Annotated in this window: 20 protein-coding genes; 11 read left to right on the top strand and 9 right to left on the bottom strand. The window is 39.9% G+C overall.

Annotated features, from left to right (window positions below):
* Nucleotides 1-2: 2 nt before the first annotated feature.
* From IFO69_RS06440 to IFO69_RS06420, 5 genes are all read left to right on the top strand, one after another.
* Nucleotides 3-1,040 carry a DUF4421 domain-containing protein gene (locus tag IFO69_RS06440; protein WP_225444030.1) on the top strand — a complete coding sequence of 346 codons (1,038 nt, stop codon included), beginning with the start codon at nt 3-5 and terminating at the stop codon, nt 1,038-1,040.
* 230 nt (nt 1,041-1,270) lie between these two features.
* Nucleotides 1,271-2,359, top strand: coding sequence for an efflux RND transporter periplasmic adaptor subunit (locus IFO69_RS06435; RefSeq protein ID WP_192009252.1), 1,089 nt, complete (start codon nt 1,271-1,273; stop codon nt 2,357-2,359).
* A 1-nt stretch (nt 2,360) separates the two neighbouring features.
* Entirely contained in the window at nt 2,361-5,423 is a 3,063-nt protein-coding gene (locus IFO69_RS06430) for an efflux RND transporter permease subunit (protein ID WP_192009251.1), read from the top strand.
* Entirely contained in the window at nt 5,420-6,748 is a 1,329-nt protein-coding gene (locus IFO69_RS06425; protein WP_192009250.1) for a TolC family protein, read from the top strand. The genes IFO69_RS06430 and IFO69_RS06425 overlap by 4 nt, the downstream gene beginning before the upstream one ends.
* Nucleotides 6,749-6,851: 103 nt before the next feature.
* A complete protein-coding gene (locus tag IFO69_RS06420; RefSeq protein ID WP_192009249.1) occupies nt 6,852-9,008 on the top strand; it encodes a tetratricopeptide repeat-containing sensor histidine kinase in 2,157 nt (718 codons plus the stop codon).
* On the opposite strand, the gene IFO69_RS06415 is transcribed toward IFO69_RS06420, so the two are convergent.
* Nucleotides 9,009-9,506 (bottom strand): hypothetical protein, encoded by a 498-nt coding sequence (locus tag IFO69_RS06415; RefSeq protein WP_192009248.1) that lies wholly within the window; start codon nt 9,504-9,506, stop codon nt 9,009-9,011.
* Nucleotides 9,507-9,845: 339 nt separating this feature from the next.
* Between IFO69_RS06415 and IFO69_RS06410 the strand changes: the two genes are divergently transcribed.
* Together IFO69_RS06410 and IFO69_RS06405 are read left to right on the top strand one after the other, a co-directional pair.
* Nucleotides 9,846-10,616: a LytR/AlgR family response regulator transcription factor gene (locus IFO69_RS06410; protein WP_192009247.1), complete on the top strand. Its 771-nt coding sequence runs from the start codon at nt 9,846-9,848 to the stop codon at nt 10,614-10,616.
* Nucleotides 10,617-10,762: 146 nt separating this feature from the next.
* Nucleotides 10,763-12,163, top strand: a complete 1,401-nt coding sequence (locus IFO69_RS06405; RefSeq protein WP_192009830.1) for an MltF family protein — start codon at nt 10,763-10,765, stop codon at nt 12,161-12,163.
* A gap of 53 nt (nt 12,164-12,216) precedes the next feature.
* Here the strand turns inward: IFO69_RS06405 and IFO69_RS06400 are convergent, their stop codons facing one another.
* The 4 genes from IFO69_RS06400 to IFO69_RS06385 form a co-directional block, all read right to left on the bottom strand.
* Nucleotides 12,217-13,683 carry a glycine--tRNA ligase gene (locus IFO69_RS06400; protein WP_192009246.1) on the bottom strand — a complete coding sequence of 489 codons (1,467 nt, stop codon included), beginning with the start codon at nt 13,681-13,683 and terminating at the stop codon, nt 12,217-12,219.
* Between the two features lie 132 nt (nt 13,684-13,815).
* Complete coding sequence (locus IFO69_RS06395; protein WP_192009245.1) at nt 13,816-14,280, bottom strand: Clp protease ClpB; 465 nt, start codon at nt 14,278-14,280, stop codon at nt 13,816-13,818.
* A 56-nt stretch (nt 14,281-14,336) separates the two neighbouring features.
* On the bottom strand, nt 14,337-14,711 hold the full coding sequence (locus tag IFO69_RS06390) for a hypothetical protein (RefSeq protein ID WP_192009244.1): 375 nt from the start codon (nt 14,709-14,711) through the stop codon (nt 14,337-14,339).
* A gap of 134 nt (nt 14,712-14,845) precedes the next feature.
* Nucleotides 14,846-17,023 carry a S9 family peptidase gene (locus IFO69_RS06385; protein WP_192009243.1) on the bottom strand — a complete coding sequence of 726 codons (2,178 nt, stop codon included), beginning with the start codon at nt 17,021-17,023 and terminating at the stop codon, nt 14,846-14,848.
* A gap of 183 nt (nt 17,024-17,206) precedes the next feature.
* Between IFO69_RS06385 and IFO69_RS06380 the strand changes: the two genes are divergently transcribed.
* Complete coding sequence (locus IFO69_RS06380; RefSeq protein ID WP_192009829.1) at nt 17,207-18,193, top strand: D-alanine--D-alanine ligase; 987 nt, start codon at nt 17,207-17,209, stop codon at nt 18,191-18,193.
* Between the two features lie 29 nt (nt 18,194-18,222).
* Here IFO69_RS06380 and metK read toward each other — a convergent pair whose 3' ends face one another.
* The 4 genes from metK to IFO69_RS06360 form a co-directional block, all read right to left on the bottom strand.
* Nucleotides 18,223-19,476, bottom strand: coding sequence for a methionine adenosyltransferase (gene metK / locus IFO69_RS06375; protein WP_192009242.1), 1,254 nt, complete (start codon nt 19,474-19,476; stop codon nt 18,223-18,225).
* 151 nt (nt 19,477-19,627) lie between these two features.
* Complete coding sequence (locus IFO69_RS06370; RefSeq protein ID WP_192009241.1) at nt 19,628-20,341, bottom strand: SAM-dependent methyltransferase; 714 nt, start codon at nt 20,339-20,341, stop codon at nt 19,628-19,630.
* A 28-nt stretch (nt 20,342-20,369) separates the two neighbouring features.
* Entirely contained in the window at nt 20,370-21,131 is a 762-nt protein-coding gene (locus IFO69_RS06365; protein WP_192009240.1) for an alpha/beta fold hydrolase, read from the bottom strand.
* Nucleotides 21,132-21,176: 45 nt separating this feature from the next.
* The gene (locus IFO69_RS06360) at nt 21,177-21,896 is read right to left on the bottom strand and encodes a pyridoxine 5'-phosphate synthase (protein ID WP_192009239.1); all 720 of its coding nucleotides are present in this window, start codon (nt 21,894-21,896) and stop codon (nt 21,177-21,179) included.
* A 64-nt stretch (nt 21,897-21,960) separates the two neighbouring features.
* Here IFO69_RS06360 and IFO69_RS06355 point away from each other — a divergent pair, with 64 nt between their 5' ends.
* The 3 genes from IFO69_RS06355 to IFO69_RS06345 are packed head-to-tail and all read left to right on the top strand — an operon-like array spanning nt 21,961 to nt 23,530.
* Nucleotides 21,961-22,407: a GatB/YqeY domain-containing protein gene (locus IFO69_RS06355; protein WP_192009238.1), complete on the top strand. Its 447-nt coding sequence runs from the start codon at nt 21,961-21,963 to the stop codon at nt 22,405-22,407.
* Nucleotides 22,408-22,413: 6 nt separating this feature from the next.
* Nucleotides 22,414-22,959 (top strand): CvpA family protein, encoded by a 546-nt coding sequence (locus tag IFO69_RS06350; RefSeq protein ID WP_192009237.1) that lies wholly within the window; start codon nt 22,414-22,416, stop codon nt 22,957-22,959.
* On the top strand, nt 22,943-23,530 hold the full coding sequence (locus IFO69_RS06345; RefSeq protein ID WP_192009236.1) for an anthranilate synthase component II: 588 nt from the start codon (nt 22,943-22,945) through the stop codon (nt 23,528-23,530). The genes IFO69_RS06350 and IFO69_RS06345 overlap by 17 nt, the downstream gene beginning before the upstream one ends.
* The last annotated feature ends 8 nt before the right edge of the window (nt 23,531-23,538 follow it).

The following is a 23,538-nucleotide window of genomic DNA, read 5'->3' as shown; positions in this document are numbered from 1 at the left end:
ATATGATGTCTGTCAAAGATTTGTTCTTGAAATTATTACTGACTTCGGGCTTTTTTTTAGTTCATTTAACAGTTTTAGCCCAATCTTTTTCAAGTGACTCAAGCTATTATCAACGTTTTCCTGGTGAGGTTACTAGTCGATTTTATTTTTCGAGAAAATATACTGGTGTGGACATCAAGGATCGACTTGGTGAAATAGGAGAACTCAATTATCGGCCTAATTCCACTTTGAATATGGGGATAGGTACTTCTTATCATGCATTTAATCTCAACCTGGCTTTGGGGTTCGGTTTTTTAAACCCTGATGTAGGAAAGGGAGATACCAAGTACCTTGATCTGCAAGTTCATGCTTATCCAAATAATTTTGCTATTGACCTGTTTGGTCAATTTTATAAAGGATTTCACCTGAAGCAAGAAGGTTACTTGACGCAGGAAGGAGAAAACTATTACTATAGGCCTGATATGAAAGTAAGGGAAGTAGGAGCCTCTGTGAAATATGTCTTCAATGGCAAGAAGTTCTCTTATCGAGCCGCTTTTTTACAAACTGAATGGCAGAAAAAGTCGGCGGGCTCTTTATTGGTAGGATTTGAATTATATGGAGGAGTGGCCAAAGGTGACAGTACTTTGATACCTTCATCACTAATGATCAATCCTGAGAGGGATTTTGATAAAATGGGCTTTTTTGAATTTGGACCGAATGTAGGCTATGCCTATACACTGGTGATAGACCAACATTACTTTATCATGGGCTCTGCAAATGGGAATATTGGCTTGGGATTTAATAACCTCCAAGGAGATAGCAAAAGAACCAATTGGAATGTGAATTCAAACTACTTTTTGAAAGGAAGCGTGGGGTATAATTCCAGAAGGTGGGCAATAAATGCCAATTATGTGTTTAGTAATTTGAGGTTGGCAAAGGTGGATGGTTTTAACAACCAAATTGTTACAGGCAATTACAGACTCAATTTTATTTATAGATTTTTGCCTGGACCAAAGGTTAAAAAGGCTTTGGATACGGTTAATCCTTACTTGTACCTATAACTGGTTTTTAGGTTTGTGATCAGGATTTGAGTAGTTTTTTAAACAGTATAATTGTGCAAAGTTTCATTCATTAGATGGAAAAGGCGATCTTTTCATTTACCATTGATATCCCTGATTTGCCATCTATATTTTATTCGGGTAGAGATCAATCCCAAAAGATTTAATTTGCTTAAAGATTGATTAGTTTTAATTAAAGAAGCGAACGTATTGAAGATATCCTTTTCAACGAAATGAAAAAACAGACTAAAATAATTCTTATTGTGGCTATAGTTGGGGTGATAGCCATCATTTTTTTATTCCCACAGCTTAACCTATTGAGTAATGGTAAGACTCCTGCTTCTCTTGATAATCAAGAAGGAGCTGAAGCTAGCTCTGGCCTATTACCTGTTGATGTTATTGAAATGAAGTCTGAGCGATTGGAGAATAATCTGAACGTAACAGGAAATGTCATACCCAATGAGTCGGTGGCTTTGAGACCTGAGATTACGGGTTTGGTTGAGCAAATTAACTTTAGAGAGGGGCAATTTGTTAAAAAAGGTACTCCCTTAGTCTATCTCAATGATGATGAACTTTCGGCACAGTATGATCGGTTAGAATACACCAAAAAGCTCTATGAGGGGCAAGAAAACCGCCAAAAGCAGCTTTTGCAACGGGAGGCCATTAGCCAGGAAGAGTATGATGTTATTCTCAATCAGTACAATACAACCTTGGCTGACATCAAGCTTGTCAAGGCCCAGTTGGATAAAATGGTGATCAGAGCTCCTTTTGACGGAGTGCTTGGGCTTAGGCAAATTTCAGTGGGATCGGTCATTGGTACAGCTGATGTCATTGCAAATATTGTGAATATTGACCCTATAAAAATTGAGTTTTCTATCCCGGAACGTTATGCGGGAAGGGTTACTGTGGGTTCAAAGATTAACTTTTCCAATAATGCTTCTGATGGAAATGAAATAGGAGAAGTGTATGCTTATGAGCCTGTGGTGGATGCGAATACTAGGACTTTGAAGTTAAGGGCAATTAGTCCCAACAAAGATAGAAAGTTCCTTCCAGGAATGTTTGTCAATATCAGGTTCAACCTTGATGTGGAGGAAAATGCGTTGATGGTTCCTTCTGAGGCATTGATTCCTGAGTTGGAGGGCTACAAACTTTTCCTTGTAGATAAGGAAGGCAATGTAGAAGAAAGAAAAGTTGCTATTGGTATGCGGACTGAACGAAAAGTTCAGATTACAGATGGACTGAAGCCAGGTGAGTTGGTATTGACAACGGGGGTGCTTCAGGTAAAAGAAGGCATGAAGGTCCAGCTCAATAAAATCAACTGATATGGCCAGTTTATCAACCATAAGTATCAGAAGGCCAGTTTTGGCCATTGTATTTTCCCTGACCATTTTGCTCTTTGGAATTATTGGAATGAGCTTTTTGGGGGTAAGGGAATACCCTAGTGTGGATCCACCAATAATCAATGTCAGGACGACCTATGTGGGAGCCAATGCAGATGTAATTGAGGCGCAGATTACCGAACCTTTGGAGGAATCCATTAATGGTATTTCTGGAATCAAGACCTTGACTTCCACAAGTAATGATGGAACCAGTAATATCACCGTGGAATTTGACGTGGGGGCTGATATGGAAGCGGCTGCCAACGACGTTCGTGATAAAGTGGCCCGAGCACAAAGAAACTTACCTCCCGATGCTGAGCCACCAGTTGTATCCAAAGCGGATGCTGATTCTCAGCCCATTGTTTTTTTGAATGTCCAAAGTAAGAAAAAGAGTCTTCTAGAGATATCGGATATTGCGGATAATATATTTAAGGAAAGGCTGCAAACCATCCCTGGTGTGAGTGAAGTTAGGATTTGGGGAGAGAAAGAATATGCCATGCGTTTGAGGATGGATCCCATTCGAATGGCTTCTTATGGGGTTACCCCTTTGGATGTACTGAATAAAGTTCAAAGTGAAAATGTAGAATTACCTTCAGGAAGAATAGAAGGTTCTACGATTGAACTGTCAGTAAGGACGAAGAGTAGGCTTTCCACACCTGATGAATTCAACCAGTTGATTATCAAAGAGGACAATAATAATATTGTTCGATTTCAGGATGTAGGGAAAGCGGAACTCGCACCGTTGAATGAACGGACAGTCTTAAAAAGAGACGGCGTACCCATGGTTGGGGTAGTATTGGTACCACTTCCGGGATCAAACAGCATTGAGATTGTTGATGAGTTTTACAGAAGGCTGGAGTTTATCAAGAAAGATTTACCAAGCGATATAGAGCTGGGAATTGGCTTTGATACTACCCAATATATCAGAAGCTCCATTAGCGAGGTGCAGGAAACCATCTTATTGGCATTCTTGCTCGTGGTGGCCATTATTTTTATTTTTCTGAGGGATTGGAGGACAACCTTCATCCCGGTTTTGACCATTCCCATTTCCTTGGTTGGGGTCTTCTTCGTGATGTATTTGATGGATTTTTCTATCAATGTACTGACCTTACTTGGTATTGTGCTATCAATTGGTCTGGTGGTAGATGATGCCATCGTGGTATTGGAAAATATCTATTCAAAAATAGAAAAAGGAGAGGATCCAGATACAGCGGCTGAAAAAGGTGCTGAAGAGATTTTCTTTGCTGTAATCGCCACCACCATTGCTTTGGCAGCGGTATTCTTGCCAGTGATCTTTCTTTCCGGAACCACAGGACGTTTGTTCCGTGAATTTGGGATTGTAGTAGCAGGTGCAGTGATCATTTCCTCTTTCGTAGCCTTGACCATGACTCCCATGCTCAGCTCTAAATTACTGAAGAAGCGAGAGAAGCATAATTGGTTTTATAATTTCTCAGAGCCGTTCTTCTTATGGCTGAATGAAAAATATGAGCGCGCATTGGTGATGTTCATGAAAGTTAGGTGGATTTCATTTATTGTCATTATAATGATGGGAGTAGGTATCTATGCCTTGTTCATTTCTATTCCTTCTGAATTAGCTCCAGTGGAGGACAGAGGAGAAATGAGGATCAATATGAGTGGCCCAGAGGGAGCTACTTTTGATTACATGGATCGGGTGATTGATGAATTATTGCATGAAATGATGACTTCCATTTCTCCTGATATTTGGCATAGCTTTATTTCTGTTACCTCTCCCGGTTTTGGTACGGCGAGTACTAACTCTGGATTTATCAGGGTTCGTTTGGTGGATGCCCATGAGCGAGAAGTCAGCCAGCAACAAGTTTTTGAAGAAATTTCGGGGATTTTAAAGAATAAAACGGATGTTCGGGCTTTTGCCTCTCAGCCTCAGTCTATTGGTGATAGAAGGGGAGGGCTTCCTGTGCAATATGTGATTCAGGCGCCATCACTGGAGAAGCTGAAGGAGGTCATTCCACCGTTTATGGACAGGGTGAACCAAAGTAGTGTTTTTGAATTTTCAGATATTAATTTAAAATTCACCAAGCCAGAAATTGAAGTAGAAATAGACAGGGACAAAGCAAGGAATATTGGTGTTTCTGTCCAGGAAATAGCAAGGACTTTACAATTATCCTATTCAGGGCAGCGGTTTGATTATTTTATCATGAACGGCAAGCAGTATCAGGTGGTTGGTGAAATGCAGTTGGAAGATAGAAATGAACCGATTAATCTGAGGATGCTATATGTGAGGGCCGAAAATGGCCAATTGGTACAATTGGATAATTTAGTGACAATCAAAGAAAAAAGTACTCCACCACAGCTGTATCGATTCAATCGGTTTGTAAGTGCCACCATTTCGGCAGGTTTGGCACCAAAACAAACCATTGGGAACGGATTGGAGGAAATGGATTTGATCGCGGCAGAAGTTTTGGATGATACTTTTACCACTGATGTAGCAGGTGTTTCCAAGGAATTTCGTGAGAGCTCCAATAGTTTGATTTTTGCCTTTTTGTTCGCTCTGATTCTTATTTATTTGGTGTTGTCTGCTCAGTTTGAAAGCTTTATGGATCCACTGACTATTATGTTTACCGTGCCACTGGCACTTTGTGGTGCATTGTTGTCATTATGGCTATTTGATTTTACACTGAATATTTTCAGTCAGATAGGTATAATTATGTTGATTGGTTTGGTCACGAAAAATGGGATATTGATTGTGGAGTTTGCCAACCAACGAAAGGCGCATGGACTGGATATAGAGGAAGCGATTGTAGGAGCCGCTGCTGCTCGTTTCAGACCAATTCTTATGACTAGTTTGTCTACCATATTAGGTATTTTGCCGATAGCCTTGGCTTTGGGGGCGGGAGCTGAAAGTAGAATGCCTATGGGGGTAGCTGTCATTGGTGGTTTAGTGATTTCTACCATATTGACACTTTTCGTCATCCCTGCCGTTTACACATATTTGACATCCAAATCAGGAAGATTAGCGAGAGTATGATAAAGTATTGTTTTTTGATTTTAGTCGCCCTTATGGTCTCAGGGAAGCTTTATGCTCAAGAAGAATTGACATTTGAGCAAGCTATCATGTTGGGGCTGGAAAATAATTATGACATTAAAATAGCCCTACAAGACAAAGAGCTTACTGAGATCGATAAGAAAATTGGCTTGGGAGCTTTACTTCCAAGCTTAGATGCAACCTATGGCAGGACTTCCAGTACGGAAGATGTGGAGCAACAGTTTGTTAATGAAAACCAGCCAAGAAATATTGATAACGCAAAGTCCACGGGAGAGAATTTCAATCTCAATGCCATTTATGGGTTCAGGTATGATGCTGTGGTGGCCATGAAAAGGTTAGGGAAGCTGAGTGAGATCGGGGAGTTGCAAGCTAAAGTGGTTATTGAAAACACAGTAGCTGCCATTTCTGATGCTTACTATAGGTTGGTATTGGAGTTAGAAAGGTATGAAGTGTTGAATGAAACGCTGGAACTGTCTCAGGATCGTTTGGATATTGCCCAAGCACAATATGAATTGGGGGGAGCTTCCAAGACGGAGTTTTTAGCGGCACAGGTAGATTATAATGCGGATTTGTCCCAAGTGGTATCTCAAGAGCAAGTGATTCAAAATGCCCGCATCAATTTGAATGAATTGATGGCCATGGAGTCAAATACTGAGTTTCTGATCAACGATACCATTATTGTGAATGATGGGCTGCAATTGGATGATTTGATGTCCCAAGCTTTTGACCAAAACAAAATGTTGTTGATCAACCAGAGGCAGGAGAATGTAGCCTACCTTCAACTAAAGGAAATTCAAGCCCAGCGCTTACCGGTTTTAACTTTGGATGGTAGCTACAGACAGACCGTATCCAACTCAGATGCGGGCTTTTTAATTCAAAATAAAAGAAAGGGCTACAACTTCGGAGCTACTTTAGGTATTAACATTTTTAGTGGTTTTACTTTGAACCGAAGAATTCAAAGAGCAAAAGTGGAGCAGGAAGCACAAGCTTATGTGATGGACCAATATGAGGTTCAATTGAGGTCTGACCTTCACCGTGCCTACAATGTTTATGATAACAGTAAGAGGAGACTTGAGATAGAGCGGGAAAATTATAAGGTGGTAGAAGAAAATACAGACATAGCTTTTGATCGGTTTAAATCTGGTTTGACCAGCTACTTGGAATTTAGGGATGCACAAGTGAACCGACTGGAAGCAGAAAGCCGGTTGATCAATGCCATTTTCTCGATCAAAGTAGCCGAAGTGGAGCTATTGCGCTTGGCAGGAGGGATATATTATAACAGTAATGACGACGAAATGATCAATTAATTCTGCGAGGCTATCTATACCGCTCTATAAGGACAGGTTTTTTCTCAGCGTGCTTTTTACGAATTAATTATGGATATTAAAGGGTATAAAAAATTGTGCCCTTATGTGTATTACTAAATCTCTAGCTTTTGGTTTTACGGTTAGTCAGCCGTTAATATATAGAAGCATATGCTTGCTGGTATTTATTTTTTGCAACATAGCTGATCTCCATGCGCAAGGAAGCGAGTTTATACAAAAGGATGCAAGTGCCGTAGATAAAGCAATTCAGCGTTCGAAGGAAATTCATAGGAATAGGCATAATGAGGAGGAGGAATATGAAAAAGCTGAGCAAGCAGTAAGTCTCTCATTGGATTTGGGAGATACCCTGCTTTATGCCAAATCACTGGACAATCTGGGTTTGCTTTATCGATACCATCAGCGCTATGAAGAAGCCATCCCACTTCATATCAAAGCCTTTGATCTGATAGCCAAGGAAGACTCTTCTTTTTTGGCCAAAATGATATATGCCAATAATGCCGGGGTGGCCAGTCGCTATGCAGAGGATTATGATAAAGCGGTATTGTATTATTTGGAAGCATTGAAAATTGCGGAGAAGCAAGGTGATCTAAGAAATATTGCCATTTCATGTAATGGTCTGGGAAATACTTTGTTGCATCTTTCAGGGAGGGAAGAAGATGCCTTGGCTTATTTTGAAAGGTCGTTAGAAGCAGAAAGGGAAAGGGGAAATACTCTAGGTATAGCCATGAACTACCTATCGATTGGGGATTATTTTACGGAAAAGGGAGATTATGGAAAGGCCAGAAACTATTTGGACAAATTATTGGAGATCAATAAAACCCGAAAAGATACTTTTGGCTTAGGAATTACTTATGAATATTTTGGACAGAATTATTTTCAAGAAAGAAAAGATTTGCAACAGGCAGCCATTTATTTTCAACAGTCTAAATCATTGTTTGAGCAGCTGGGAGATGAACATAAACTAGCGGATTTGGCAAAAAGGCAAGGAGATGTATTCAAGGCTCAAGGAAAATTTATTCAGGCGATCGACTTTTATAAAAAATCTTGGGAAATGGCAGAAAAACTCAAGAATAAAGGCTTGATCATGGATTGTGCCCTTAGACTATCGGAAATCTATGAATTACAGTCAAATGATCGATTGGCATTGGAGTACCTGAAAATTTCACAGCAATATAAAGATAGCGTTGCGTTGATCGATCAGGAAACACAGATTGCAGCGATTGAAAAAAGGTATGCAATAGAGAAGAAAGAGTCACAAATTGAGCTATTAGAGAAAGATAAGGCACTTCAGCAGTCTCAGTTAGATAGTCAACAGGCAGCTTTAAAAAGCCATCAAATCATTTTGCTACTGATGGTACTGGTATTGATAGCCATTGTGGCCATTGCACTGATGCAATACAGAAATATAAAGGAAAAGAAGCGGGCCAACGTTTTGTTGAGAAAGCAGAATAGACAGATCAGTGAACAGAAGGATGAAATAGAAAAAGTCAATAAACAATTAGAAGCCACCTTTGAAGAATTGATTGAAGAGCAGAAAAATGCAGAAGAGAAAAGGGTCAAGTTATTGGAAAGTAAATTTGAAAACAGGATACAGTCCCTTGCTTTACAATCTTTGGAGTCTCAAATGAACCCTCATTTTTTGTTTAATGGAATGAATGCTGTGAGGTGGTTGGTGATGAAAAACAAAAATGATGAAGCCAAGGAATACATAGATACATTTGCACAGCTCTTAAGGATGAGTTTGACCAATAACAGAAAGTCATCCATAAGCCTGCAGGAAGAACTAAAATCAACTGGGCTTTATCTGAAAATAGAAAATCTAAGATTCGGGAGTGAGTTCTCTTATACCATACAAGTTGCTCCAGAAGTTAACCCAGAACATATTAAGGTGCCGCCTAAGATTTTACAGCCATTAGTAGAAAATGCGATTAAACATGGCTTGCTCCCAAGCCGGAAAAAGCATAAAGTGCTGGAAATTAAGGTGAATGAAAGCCAAGGAGGTATATCAGTAGAGGTGGTGGACAACGGAACCGGAATTAAATATAAAAAAGGGGATAATAGTGAGCCAAAGCCTGATGGTACTCATTTAGGCTTGAGGTTAATAGAGGAAAGGTTGGCGATATATAATCAGCAAAATGAAGGAGAAGTGAAGTTTGTGATTGCAACTAAAAAGAATGATGAAGGAGGAGTGTCAGGTACTAGAGCGGAAATACATATCTTGATGGAAGCAGACCCCGTTTGATCAATAAATTCTGTTAAAGGCCAGTTTGCTCACTATACCAGATAAATTTGATTCAGTTTTGAAGTTCATGCTGGGTTCATGACTATAATTAGCGATTTTCTTGAGGGAGGTAATGATGTGTTTTTGATCATCTAATCTCATCCGGAGGGTAAGGGATTTTTCTCCATCAAACTCTCCAACAAAATAGTATGGCTTTCCATATTCCAGCATTTTGTAATTGGACTCCCCATTAATGAACAGCTGATATCCCGAAGAAGGAATTTCACGTTCCAAGTAAACTGTTGCTTTAAAAAGTTTTTCACCGGAGATAGGTTCGATAAGTATTTCTCCGATTCTAATACCAGGCTTGATGTTGCTATGGTCACTGTTATTTGGGGTTGAAATCAATAGGTATTGCTGACGATAGGAATGAGAATTACCCCCTTGCTTCAGGTTACAACTAAAGCAAAAGAAAAGAAACATAAGGTTGTAGCATATAATTCTATTTAAACTAACCATGATTTTCATTCGACATTAGAAAGTGATAGGTAAGCATAAAATTGCCGTCCTTAGCAAGTTTATACCTACCTATGCTATAATAATGTCAGAAAAGTTAAATGTGAAAAGTCAGTTGAAAATGATAAGATGAATCTATTGTTTTTTATCACCAACATCAATATTTAAATAGTGATCACAAGGCGCTGTCGAGTATAGGACGAATGTGAATTATAATCTTTTTTTTGAAGTGGCAGGGTTTAATTTTTGCTGAAAACTTTAGTTACGGTTGATTTTGCTGATGTAACTTTTCTATATTAGGAATTGCATTAGGATTAAAAGCTGTTATAAAAGAACAAATAAATGAAGGTTGGGATCATCGATGACGAGTTACATTGTATAGAGAGTTTGGAACATGAACTGGCTGATTTAGCCCCTGAAATAGTAGTCGCTTTTTCGTCGACCAATGTGGAAGAGGCGATGGATTGGCTTAAGAAAATGGAGATAGACCTTTTATTTCTAGATGTGGAAATGCCAAGGTTGAATGGCTTTGAGCTGTTGGATGTAATGGGGAATATTAATTTTGAGGTGGTATTTACAACGGCTTACAGTCAATATGCTGTCAAAGCGTTTCAATATAAGGCCTTTCATTATTTGCTTAAGCCTATTAACAAAGCAGAACTTCAAGGAGTTCTGGATAAGTTTGAAGATGTAAAGCAGCATGAAAAAGACCAATTGGATCATAAAATGACTGAGTTTATCGGTCAGCTTAAAAAGAATAACATCATCAAGTCCAAGATTGCGGTGCCAGTTAGCGAAGGTTTGGAGTTTATTAAAGTAGATGAAATTATTTATGCCCAAAGTCAAAACAACTATTCATTACTTTACCTGGATGATGGAAGTAACCTACTGTTTAGCAAAACGCTAAAGGAAGTGGAGAAAACATTGAGTAAATATTTTTTTATAAGAATCCACCAATCCTATCTCATTAACCCCAATTATATGAGAAAGTATTATCGAAATGATGGAGGTAGTGTTTTAATGGAAAATGGTAAAATTTTACCGATTAGCCAGCGAAAGAAAGAGGAAATTCTTAGTCTTTTTGAAGCGATTGTAAAAAACAAATCAATGTAAGCTTTGTTGTTGGCTTACGGATTAAATTAATTGGTTTAAGATTTTCGTTAGACCCCTGCTGCTTACTTTCGTTATTTTGTAGAATTGGTATAATTATGCTATTATTGGTCAGGACCATTGCGCAAAAAATGCGTTATATCTTGCCCATGAAGCATAACCTGTTAATTTTTACCATCTTATGTGTTAGTGTTTTTGCAGTTTCATGTGGTGAAGCCCAAAAAAAGAAAAAGAGAGAAGTTCCCTATTGGGAAAATCCTGTCCAATTAGATTTGGAGGGAATAAAAAAGAGAGGCTTTATTCGAGCGGTGGTGGACAATTCATCAACTAGTTATTATATCTACAGGGGTCGCAGGATGGGCTATGAATATGAGTTGTTGAGAAATCTGGCGAAAAGACTGGATGTTCAGTTAAGATTGATTGTCAATCAAGATGTTCAAAGAGCCTATTACTTGCTCAATACCGGTGGAGCCGATATTATAGCCATTAATTTGGTTATTAATGATGAAAGAAAGAAGTACGGAGCTTTTACTGATCCACTTACTTCTCTTTCATCTGTATTGGTCCAAAATCGAGAAAAGCCCACCATAAAAAAAGTTGAAGGGTTGGATGGCAAAACAATCCACGTCAGGCAATCAACCATATACAGGAGTCAACTGGAATATTTGGAGGATAGCTTGCAAATTAATATTGATATCATCGAAGAAGACAAAAATTCTGATGAATTAGTGGAGGAAGTAGTCCGGGAAGAAATTGAATACACCTTGGTGGACGAAGGAGTGGCCTTGGTGAACTCAACTTATTATCGAGGAATTGATGTGGGGCTTAAGGTCAATGAACCTCGCCCGGTAGCTTGGGCAGTAAGAACCAATGCCCCAAACCTGTTGGCAGCAGTAAACGACTGGATGGAAAAAGGCAAAAGCTCTACCTACTTTGCCATCCTCTATGGGAAATATTTTTTGAACAAGAAAAATAACTATTACAGAAATAAAAGTCCCTTTTCTTCCATCTCTGGAGACCGGATTTCAGTATATGATGACCTCATCAAACAAGGCGCTGAAGTGCTAGGTTGGGACTGGCGTCTTTTGGCCTCTTTGGTTTATAAAGAATCTAGATTTGATACAGTGGCTACCAGTTATGCCGGGGCCAAAGGACTTTTACAGTTGATGCCAGTAACCTTGGAGCGCTTTGGGGTAAGTAATCCGAATGACCCGCTGGAAAGTTTAATGGGAGGGGTTCGCTATTTGAAATACTTGGATAAATTCTGGTTGGAACGTGTGCCTGAAACCAATGAACGTATCAAGTTTATCTTGGCATCTTATAATGTAGGACATGGTCATGTGAATGATGCTTGGAGGCTCGCCTTGAAATTTGGGAAAGACACACAAAGATGGAAAAATGTGGCCTATTACCTGGAGAGGAAATCACAGCCTAAATACTATAGAGACCCAGTAGTTAGAAGTGGTTATGCCAAGGGCTATTTGGCGGTTGCATATGTCCAGGATGTATTGAGTATTTATGAGTCATATAGGGTTCTGGTAGAACCATAAAAAAGTCTCTGAGATTTATTTTCAGAGACTTTTTGATTTCAGATCAAATCAATTTAGATCTGTTCGAAAATATTTTTAAAGCTTGTTGCTTCGGCAAGTTTGCCATAAAGTTCGTCGATGTGCACCCTCTCTTGTTCAGTAGTATCCCTATGACGGATGGTTACCGTATTATCTTCTATGGTTTGGTGATCCACTGCGATACAGTAAGGCGTTCCGATCAAATCCTGCCGGGTATACCGCTTACCAATAGAAGCTGCTTCTTCATAGATGATATTGAAATCAAACTTCAACTTGTTGAAGATCTCTTTTCCTTTTTCAGGAAGCCCATCCTTTTTGGTCAGAGGAAGGATAGCAGCCTTAACTGGGGCAATCGCTGGATGAAACTTCAAATATGTTCTTGATTTGCCTTCTACCTCTTCTTCAGTATAGGCATTGCAAAGGGTCATCAAGAATAACCTGTCGGCTCCAATGGATGTTTCGATCACGTAAGGAATGTAATTTTGGTTGATTTCCGGATCGAAGTATTGTTGCTTCTTTTTAGAAAATTCCTGATGGCTCTTCAGGTCAAAATCAGTTCTCGAGTGAATTCCTTCCACTTCTTTGAAGCCAAATGGGAAATCATATTCAATATCCATGGCAGCATTGGCATAGTGAGCCAATTTATCATGGTCATGGGTTCTTAACTTATCCTCAGGAATGCCCAAAGCTTTGTGCCATTTCACGCGGGTTTCAGCCCAGCTTTTGTACCAATCCAATTCAGAACCAGGTCTTACAAAATATTGCATCTCCATCTGCTCAAATTCCCGCATACGGAAAATGAACTGACGGGCTACGATTTCATTTCTGAATGCTTTACCGATTTGGGCAATTCCAAAAGGTACCTTCATACGGGCAGTTTTTTGCACGTTAAGGAAATTCACAAAGATTCCTTGTGCCGTTTCTGGTCTCAGGTAAATGGTAGAAGCATCTTCTGCTACTGAACCTACTTGAGTAGAAAACATCAGGTTGAATTGTCTAACATCTGTCCAGTTGGCAGTGCCGCTGATTGGACAAGTAATGTTTTCGTTGACGATAAGGTCTTTTACACCTGCCAAGTCTTCTGCTTCCAACAATTTACCCATGGCAGCAAGGAGGGATTTGGCCTCTTCTTCTTTGCCTTCTTTTTCTAATCCAGCAGCCTTTTCCTCAATCAGAACATCTGCACGATAGCGCTTCTTGCTGTCCTTGTTGTCAATCATTGGATCATTAAAGCTGTCCACGTGACCAGAAGCCTTCCAAGTGGTTGGGTGCATGAAAATAGCTGCATCGATTCCAACAATGTTATCGTTCAGCCTGGTCATGGACTCCCACCAAAGTCTTTTGAGATTATTTTTTAACTCCACTCCATAGGCGCCGTAATCATATACCGCTTGGAGTCCGTCATATATTTCTGAAGAAGGATATACAAAACCATATTCTTTCGCATGGGAAATGATATCTTTCAGTTGTGCGTTTTCAGTTGCTTGTTCTGTCTTTGCCATAGCCGCAAAAATAGGGAAATCTATTTAAAATCTGGAAGGAAAAAATGGTTTAGTTTCATGATGCAAAATACAGTACCAAAAAGATTAATGGAGCTCTGCAGCATTGGATTTGAAGTAATTATGGGAGGTTATTCAACTTTTGGATTTTAGTTTATAGAACAAATAGCCCAATACCCCAGTGCAGATAAAGAAAATCAATGTGGTCCATTCGTAAGTCCTTTTGCTATTTTTTATGGCCTTGATCTCCTCATCTTTTTCGAGTAAAGCCCGCTTAAGTTTGCCAATATCCTGTTCTTGCTTTTGGGCAATGAATTTATAATCGTCCTTTTCGTATTTGATTTCAGTAGTTTCAATGTTTTTCAGCATTTCCAACTCATCCATGATCTGATTGTCTTTGAGGATAATGCGTTCCATCCAGTCATTGGTTTCGATCATGTCTTTTTTGGTGCGATTACCAAATATTCCAGATTTTTGAGACTCGGCAGCTTTCCATCTTTGATGGAGGCTTTGACGTTCCTTGACCAATTTTTCCAACTTTTCCTGGGCAAAAGAAATCAATGGAAACATTAAAAGAGCGATAAACAATAGTTTTTTCATAGGAGTAATTTTGGCCAACTCAAGTTCAAATAACGTGCCGACTGGTTCTAACTGCCCTAGAATTTCACCTTTTTTTGTTTCCTCCTTTTAAACTGTCCTTTTCTTCGTTTGTTGTTGGTGTAAAAATTATATAGGAAGTTAATGGCAAAGGTAGCCACAGTCAGTGGAACAAAGAACCCGGGCATCATCCTCTTGATTCCAAGAAGGATCATAAGTGTAGCGATCATTCCAATTTTAAAGGAAGTGTGGCTTTCTGGATAGGTCTTACCGATCAAGAACAAGCTGGCCACTTCAATGATGATCAGAATAATGATCAGGTAGGTCATTAAAGAGTTGGTGGATAACTCACCGGTAAAAACATGCCAAGCTGTAAGCCCGATTACAGCAACTAGACTAAGTGAATGCAGAGAAGTGTTCAGTTTTTCTTTCATCGATTATTTTGGGTTGAGTACTGAACAATATAATTTCTTTTGGCTTAATAATCAATTTCCTCACCAAGGCAAAAAGAAAAGGCATTGGGAGAGCGTGCCTTCCAATGCCTTTGATTTATTAGTTTGAAGAAATCCTATAATTTCCTCTTGATGAAATCAGTCATCATATTGTAGAGGTGCCATGTGGTATTGCCACCGTATATACCGTGGTTTCTGTTTGGATAGTAGAAGGTCTCAAACTGTTTGTCCGCAGCAACCAAGGCATTGACCAAATCCACAGAGTTTTGGAAGTGGACATTGTCATCGCCTGTGCCATGGATCAACAGGAAGTTACCTTTTAATTTGTCCACATGAGTAATTGGGCTGAAATCGTCATAACCGGCCGCATTTAACTGCGGAGTCTGCAAATACCTTTCTGTATAAATGGTATCATAGTACCTCCAAGTAGTTACTGGTGCTACGGCAATGGCGGTCTTGAAAACATCATTTCCTAACATCAAAGAAAGGGATGACATATAACCACCATAAGACCAGCCCCATATACCGATTCTTGTGGCATCTACATAAGGAAGTGATCCCAAATATTTGGCACCAGCGATTTGGTCTTGTGTTTCTAAATCACCTAAGTTGGCGTAGGTCGAATGTTTGAAGTCCCGACCTCTTCCTCCTGTTCCTCTATTGTCAACACAAACAACGATATAGCCTTCAGAGGCCAAGTGATGGTGCCAAAAATCCCTGGTTCCTCCCCATGAGTTTTTTACGTTTTCTGAGCCAGGTCCACCATAAACATACATCAATACTGGATATTGTTTGCTTTCGGTAAAATCAGCAGGTTTGATCATGTAGCCATTGAGGGTGGTACCATCTACAGTTTCGAAATCAAAGAATTCTTTGTCACTTAAAGCGTATGTTTCCAATCTCTCCGTTAGGTCATGGTTGTCTTCCAGTACTTTGATAGTTTCACCTTTAGACGTATTCAAAGTAACTGTCAAGGGGTTGTTGGCAGTTGAGTAGTAATCAATATAATATTTGAAATCTGGGCTCATGTTAATGCTGTGAGTTCCCAATGCAGGTGTCAATTCAGTCTTGCTCTTTCCATTAAGCTTCACTGTATAAAGATTTCTTTCCAATGGAGATTTTTCAGTAGAAATGTAATAGATCTTTTTACCCTTTTCATCTACTCCTACTACTTCTGTGACTTCCCAATCACCCTTGGTTATTTGAGCAATCAATTTACCATTCATATCATGATGGTAGATGTGCTTGAAACCATCCTGCTCAGAGGTTCTGATAAAACCCTTGTTGTCTGCCAAATAGAGTAGGTTGTCGTTATAGTTGAGGTCCACATAGGTTTCCGAAGATTCTGTCAGTACCGTTTTGCTTTCCCCTGTGCTGGTGTTGGCATGGAAGAGATCCAGCTGGTTTTGGAGCCTATTGAGCCTGATGAAGGCCAAGGTCTCGCTGTCACCCGTCCAGTAGATACGGGGAAGATAGATGTCTTTTTCTTTTCCAGCATCTACCAAAGTAGTCTCCTCGCTGCCCAGGTCAAATACATGGATACTCACTTCCGCATTTTTCTCTCCTGCTTTTGGGTATTTGAATTTGTAATCTTGAGGGTAAAGTGGCCCCCATACTTGCATGTTGTACTCAGGAACATCGGTTTCATCGAATCTGATAAATGCTATTTTTTGTCCATCAGGAGACCATTTGAAAGCTTGGGCCATGGAGAATTCTTCTTCATATACCCAATCAGCTGCACCGTTGATGATGTGGTTCCACTTGCCATCGGTTGTGATTTGGTGAACTTCATTGTTTTCCAAAGTGATATAGTAAAGGTTATTGTCCTTCACAAAAGCGACTTTGGTGTTGTCTGGAGAAAGGGTAGCATAGGAGATTTTTTCTCCATCCATCAGTTTTTGAGACACGCCAGTGGCCAAGTCAACTACATAGAAGATTCCTTTGGATGACCTTCTGTATATGCTTTCCACTTCAGTAGCCACCAATGCTTTGGTCTCATCATTATTGAAAGAATAGCTGGAAAAGTTAATGCCAAGTTTATTGCCGTCTATTAGAATAGCTTCTTCTTCTCCAGTGGATACATTCATTTTTACCACCTGTGAGGCACCATTTTCTCTTTTAAAGGAACTGTAATATTGTCCATCTTTCATCCAGTTAATTCCTCTAACGGATTTTTGGGAGAAGACTCCTTCTTTAAAGATGGCTTCAAGGGAGACTTTTTTTTGCTGCGCGATAGCCTGAAAGCATACGCAGATCACAATTGCCAGTAAGGCCAGGATTCGTATTTGGTTCATATAAATTATATTGTGGATTTAATTCTGAACGCCAAATATAAAAAAATTGAGAGGAAGAGATAGTCAAGTAAAGATAAATGGTGAATAACAGTGAGTTTTGGGCATAGTACATAAAAAAAATATTTGGGCAGTAGGCTGTATCTGTACTTTTTTTCATAGCTAACTTTTACCTTTATAGATATGATCAAGAAGAAAATTGCATTAGTTACTGGAGGTTTTACGGGTGAAGCGGTAGTTTCCCTCAAGAGTGCCGCCGTGGTGGAGAAAAACATTGATTTGGGGCGCTATGATATTTACAAAATCATCATAGAAAAAGGTAATTGGTATTATCTTGATGGTGAAGCAAATCATTATCCTGTTGATTTGAATGATTTTTCAATTTCTCCAAACGGTGAGAAAATTACTTTTGATGGGATCTTCAATATCCTTCACGGTTCTCCGGGTGAAGATGGCAAATTGGCCGGGTATTTTGATATGATAGGTTTGCCCTACACTACCTGTGATGCGATCACCTCTTCCATTACCATGAACAAAGGATACACCAAAGCCATCATTCATGATATCGATGATTTGAATGTGGCCAAGTCCCTTCAGCTTTTTAAAAATACCTCTAGCAATACACAAAGGGTAATTGATGAGCTGCAATTGCCTTATTTTGTGAAACCCAATAGTGGTGGAAGTAGCATTGGGATGAGTAAGGTGAAAACCAAAGAAGAGGTTCAGGAGGCTTTGGATAAGGCTTTTGCTGAGGATACTCAGGTGTTGGTGGAGGAATTTGTTTCTGGTAGGGAGTTTTCTATAGGCATGTATATGGTAGATGGTGAGGTGACCGTCTTGCCTGCCACTGAAATTGTAAGCTCTAAGGAGTTTTTTGATTTTGAGGCAAAGTATACAGCTGGAGTGACAGAGGAAATCACACCTGGAAGAATGACTGAAGAAGAAGTGGCGCGGGTAAAGAAGGTGGCTGAAAAAGTTTATTTAAAATTGAACTGCAAAGGAGCAGTGAGGATGGATTACTTCTTAGAGCATGAAACGAGTAAAATCTTTTTTATAGAAATCAACACAGTTCCAGGCCAAACGGAAACCAGCTTGATCTCTCAGCAGGTTAGGGCAATCGGAAAATCCGTTCAGGAGTTTTATACGGAGATTATCGAAGAAATGTGGAAATAAAAAAAGCGGCTTAGACCGCTTTTTTTATTTTATAGTTTGAATTCTTTTTTGATCGTATCTACATAATCCAGCTTTTCCCAGGTGAAGAGCTCCACATCCAAAGTGATCGACGTGCCATCAGGAGAAACGAATGTTTTGGTTACGACTTCGTTTTTACGTCCCATGTGACCATAGGCAGCAGTTTCTTCATAGATTGGATTTCTGAGTTTTAGACGCTGCTCGATGGCATAAGGTCTCATGTCAAAGATCTGATATATTTTTTCTGCAATTTCTCCATCCTTTAAATCCACTTTAGAAGTGCCATAGGTATTGATATAAATGCCCATAGGCTCTGCCACACCAATCGCGTAAGATACTTGCACCAAGACTTCATCCGCAATACCAGCAGCCACCATGTTTTTAGCAATGTGACGCGTAGCATAAGCTGCAGAACGGTCTACTTTAGAAGGGTCTTTTCCAGAGAAAGCTCCTCCTCCGTGAGCACCTTTTCCACCGTAGGTATCCACAATAATTTTTCTTCCAGTAAGTCCCGCATCTCCGTGAGGACCACCGATCACAAACTTTCCGGTAGGATTGATGTGGTAGGTGATATCATCGTTAAACAATGCTTGAATTTCTGGAATCAATTGAGATTTAACTCTTGGAATAAGGATCTTCACCAAGTCCTCTTTGATTTTGGCCAGCATCACAGGTTCTTCAGCAAAATCATCATGTTGGGTGGAAATAACGATGGTCTTGATTTTTTGAGGAACATTATCATCACTGTATTCGATGGTCACCTGTGCCTTGGCATCAGGTCTTAGGTAGGTGATTTCTTTGTTTTCCCTTCTTAGGTTAGAAAGTTCCTTCAGCAAGCGATGGGAAAGATCCAATGCTAAAGGCATATAATTCTGGGTTTCATTGGTAGCATAACCAAACATCATTCCTTGATCGCCAGCACCTTGCTCTTCTGGACTGGTTCTGTCCACCCCTTGGTTGATGTCAGGAGACTGCTCATGGATCGCAGAAAGTACACCACATGAGTTGCCGTCAAACATGTACTCCCCTTTGGTATAGCCGATTCTATTGATAACATCCCTGGCAATTTTCTGTACATCAAGATAGGTTTCAGAATTGACTTCACCAGCAAGAACGACTTGACCAGTAGTGACCAATGTTTCACATGCTACCTTGGATTTAGGGTCAAAAGCTAAAAAGTTATCGATAAGCGCATCAGAAATCTGATCAGATATTTTATCAGGATGTCCTTCTGAAACAGACTCAGAAGTGAATAAATATGGCATATATGCTGAATTTAAATATTGTACTTGTTCAAATAGCGTGTAAAATTACAGTATATGCAGGAAATAAAAAACTTTGCTCATCGATAAAATACAGAGTATAAGCGATCTGACGCCAGAAGCATTTTAAACCTGTCTATTTGATTTTTTGCGATTAGAAATTGGTATCCAAGACAAAGACAGTAGGGACTTTGTGAAGGTCAATTTTGGTTTTTTTCCAATCAGCTATGGTTTTGGTGACTATCAGCTCATCTTCTCCACTGATGTTTTTGGCGATGCACAGTTTGGTGTTTGGGTGGAGATGCTGCTTAAGGTCGTCAAATAGGTGATTGTTCCTAAAAGGCGTTTCCATAAAGATTTGTGTTCTTCGAAACCTTCCCGATTCACTTTCCAAGCTTTTTATCGCATCTATTCTTTCCTTTTTATTGATGGGAAGGTAGCCGTGGAAAGCAAAGGATTGGCCATTAAAACCGGAAGCCATCAATGCCATAAACATCGAAGAGGGGCCAGCAAGGGGGACGACCTGAATGCCCTTGGAATGGGCAAAGGCAACAGCTACGGCTCCTGGGTCTGCGATTCCAGGGCAACCTGCTTCAGAAATTACGCCCATGTCTTTTCCCTCAAAAAGAGGCTTCATCAGTTGAGGCATTTGGGCTGGTTTGGTTTTTTTGTCCAATATTTCAAATTGTAATTCCTCGATGGTCAGACCCAGCCTGAGGCTTGAAATATATCTTCTTGCTGTACGAAGGTCCTCTGCCAGATAAAATTGGGTGTTTTTAATGACCTCCTTTACCTGGGGACTGATGATCTCTTGGGCAGTTCCTTCTGCCAGGATATTGGGGATAAGATAAAGTTTTCCTTTGGACATGATTTATAAATGATATTGACGAAGTCATTTAGCCTAAAAAAGCCTTGATGGTGCCTACAACTGCTGAAGGTTGCTCAGCATGCAGCCAATGACCAGCATTTTTGATAGTGACCAACTTGTATTCAGGAAAGTACTTTTCGAGGTCTTCTTTGTCATTTTCTTGGATATAGTCAGAGTTAGCTCCACGCATAAATAAGGTAGGCCCATTGAAAGAATTTGCCCCATGCAGGGCTTCGCCTACATTGTCGATTTTTTCGGTGATGACAGGAAGGTTTACTTTCCAAACGAATTTTCTGTTTTCATCCCTACCCAAGCTTTTCATCAAAAATTGTCTCACACCTATCTCATCAATATGTTCAGCAAGGATGTCATCGGCCTCTTTTCTAGACTTTAATGTATCCATATCAATAGCATTGAGCCCTGCTAATATGCTTTGATGATGGGGAGGATAGTACCTTGGCGCAATATCAGCAATGATCAGTTTTTTGACTTTATTCGGGTATTTAAGCGCAAAGTTCATGGCTGTTTTCCCTCCCATGCTGTGTCCCATGATATGTGCTGCTTCTAGCCCTTGTGAGCTCATAAAAGTTGCCAGATCGTCCACCATAGCCTTATAGTCCCAGTCATCACTCTTAGGGGAGTCACCATGATTTCTTTGATCCACCAAATACATGGTGTAATCGTTTTCCAGTTCTTTGGCAATACTTAGCCAGTTATCAGCAGAACCAAAAAGGCCATGAAGAATGATCAGGGGCTGGCCTTGTCCTACTTTTTTAAAATTCAATTTCATAAGTCAAAATTCAAAAGTGTAATGGTAAAGTAAAGCAGCAGCAAGCTACTCGGCTTCTAACTGTCTTCTATACATCTGAATGGTATTCTCCAAACCATAATATAAGGCATCGCAGATCAAAGCATGACCAATGGATACTTCATCCAAAAATGGAATACTTTCCTTTAGAAATTTCAGATTGTCCAAATCCAAATCATGGCCGGCATTTAATCCCAAACCTAACTCCTTAGCGAGTTGTGCTACTTCGATATATGGTTTTACGGCCTGGTGCCTGTCAGCATGAAACTGGGATGCATAGGGTTCGGTATAAAGTTCCACCCTATCTGTTCCTGTCAGTTTGGCCGGTTCAAAATATTTTAGCTCAGGATTAATAAAGATAGAAGTACGTGTGCCATATTCATGTAATTCAGCTATGATGTCCTTTAGTTCCTCTTGGTGGGCGATGGTGTCCCAGCCTGTGTTGGAGGTAAGTACATGTGGGGGGTCCGGGACAAGTGTTGCTTGGGCTGGTTTAGCCAACCTGATTATTTCCATAAATCTTTTGTCCGGATAACCTTCGATATTAAATTCGGTGGTGACAGTGTCCTTGAGTTTCATGACATCATCATAAGTGATATGCCTTTCATCTGGTCTTGGATGTACCGTTATGCCCTGTGAACCGAATCTTTCTGCGTCCAAAGCCACTTGAACTACATCAGGATTATTGCCGCCCCTTGCGTTTCTTAAGGTGGCTATCTTGTTAATATTTACGCTGAGTTTGGTCATTTTAATCAATTATACTCTTAATTTTGTTCAAAATTACACCTTAAATAACATAAACATAAAGATAATGAGTTTAAAGCAAAGTATAGAAAGCGAAATCAAGAAGGCCATGTTGGCCAAAGATAAGGATAGACTGAGAGCTTTGCGGTCAATCAAGTCACTGATTATGTTGGAGGAGACCAAGGGTGGAGAGAAAGGCTTGACGGAGGAAGATGAGTTAAAACTGTTGACCAAAGCGGCCAAACAAAGAAAAGATTCTGTAGAGATTTACCAGCAGCAAAATCGTGAAGATCTTGCCACGACTGAATTGTCTGAATTGGAAATCATCAATGAGTTTTTGCCTAAGCAGTTGAGTGAGGAAGAATTGGAAGCAGAACTAAAAAGCATCATTGCTGAAGTAGGAGCTGAAGGTCCAAAGGACATGGGAAAAGTGATGGGGGCAGCCACCAAGAAGTTGGCAGGAAAAGCTGATGGCAAGATGATTTCTCAAAAAGTTAAAGGACTATTGATTTAAAGTTTTTTGGGCGCGATAGATATTGTCATACTGATTTTACTGGCTATAGGTGCTTATAGCGGCTATAAACAAGGCCTTTTTATTGGAATATTATCTATCGTGGCCTTTATTATAGGGATTGTATTTGCCTTTAAGTTTATGCACTGGGGTGCAGAGATTTTGGCAGAAAGGGTAGAAAGCCTGTCTTTTATGTTACCCTTTGTTTCTTTCCTGATCATTTTTCTAATTGTCACCATCACACTTCGGATTCTGGCCTATTTGGTGAAAAAGACCCTTGATCTGACCATTTTGGGTACTTTTGACAACTTCGCTGGGGCGGTTTTGGGGATTTTGAAATGGGCATTTATGCTAAGCTTATTGATTTGGGCTGCACAGTCTTTTGGAATTGAAATCCCTAAAAAGAAGTTGGAGGAGTCCACATTATATGATGTCCTGGAACCATTCGCTCCCATGGTGATCGATGGGGTGGGGGTGATTACGCCTGCCATTCAGGATGCCGTAGAGAGGATCAATGAGCTGGTAATAGAAAGTCAAGATGCTGCTACTGATTGATAATTTTGATTCTTTCTCCCACATACTGGCGGATTACTTTAGGCAGGCTGGTTTTCAGCTGAGGATTGTAAGGAATGACACCCCTTTGGCACTGCTCAAAGAAGAAAATTATGAAGGTGTCGTTCTGTCTCCCGGGCCAGAAACGCCTGAAAAAGCCGGAAACCTGAAGGAAATATTTGCCTATTATCATAATAGATTGCCCGTAATGGGTGTATGTCTAGGACATCAGTGTATTGGTCAGTTTTTTGGAGCCAAACTGGTAAAAGGAAAGCGGCCTGTTCATGGTAAGGTTTTTAAGGTGAAAAAAGTGGGAGAGCATCCAATATTATCAGGACTTCCACCTGTTTTTAATGTAACACGTTACCATTCTCTAGAACTAAGGGATTTACCGGAATCATTGATGCCTGTATTAGAGACAGAAGCTGGTGAACTGATGGCCATGGCACATCGGACGCTCCCTATTTTTGGAATTCAATTTCATCCTGAGGCCCATCTTACAGAATTTGGACTAGAGATCATTAAAAATTGGGCACAGCTTTATTGTGGAAGACCTTACGAATCCCAAAGATAAACTGCCGT

The organism is Echinicola arenosa, assembly GCF_014841125.1.
GTDB lineage: Bacteria > Bacteroidota > Bacteroidia > Cytophagales > Cyclobacteriaceae > Echinicola > Echinicola arenosa.
The sequence above is the reverse complement of the archived record's forward strand: the minus strand, read 5'-3'. Positions and strand labels throughout refer to the sequence as shown.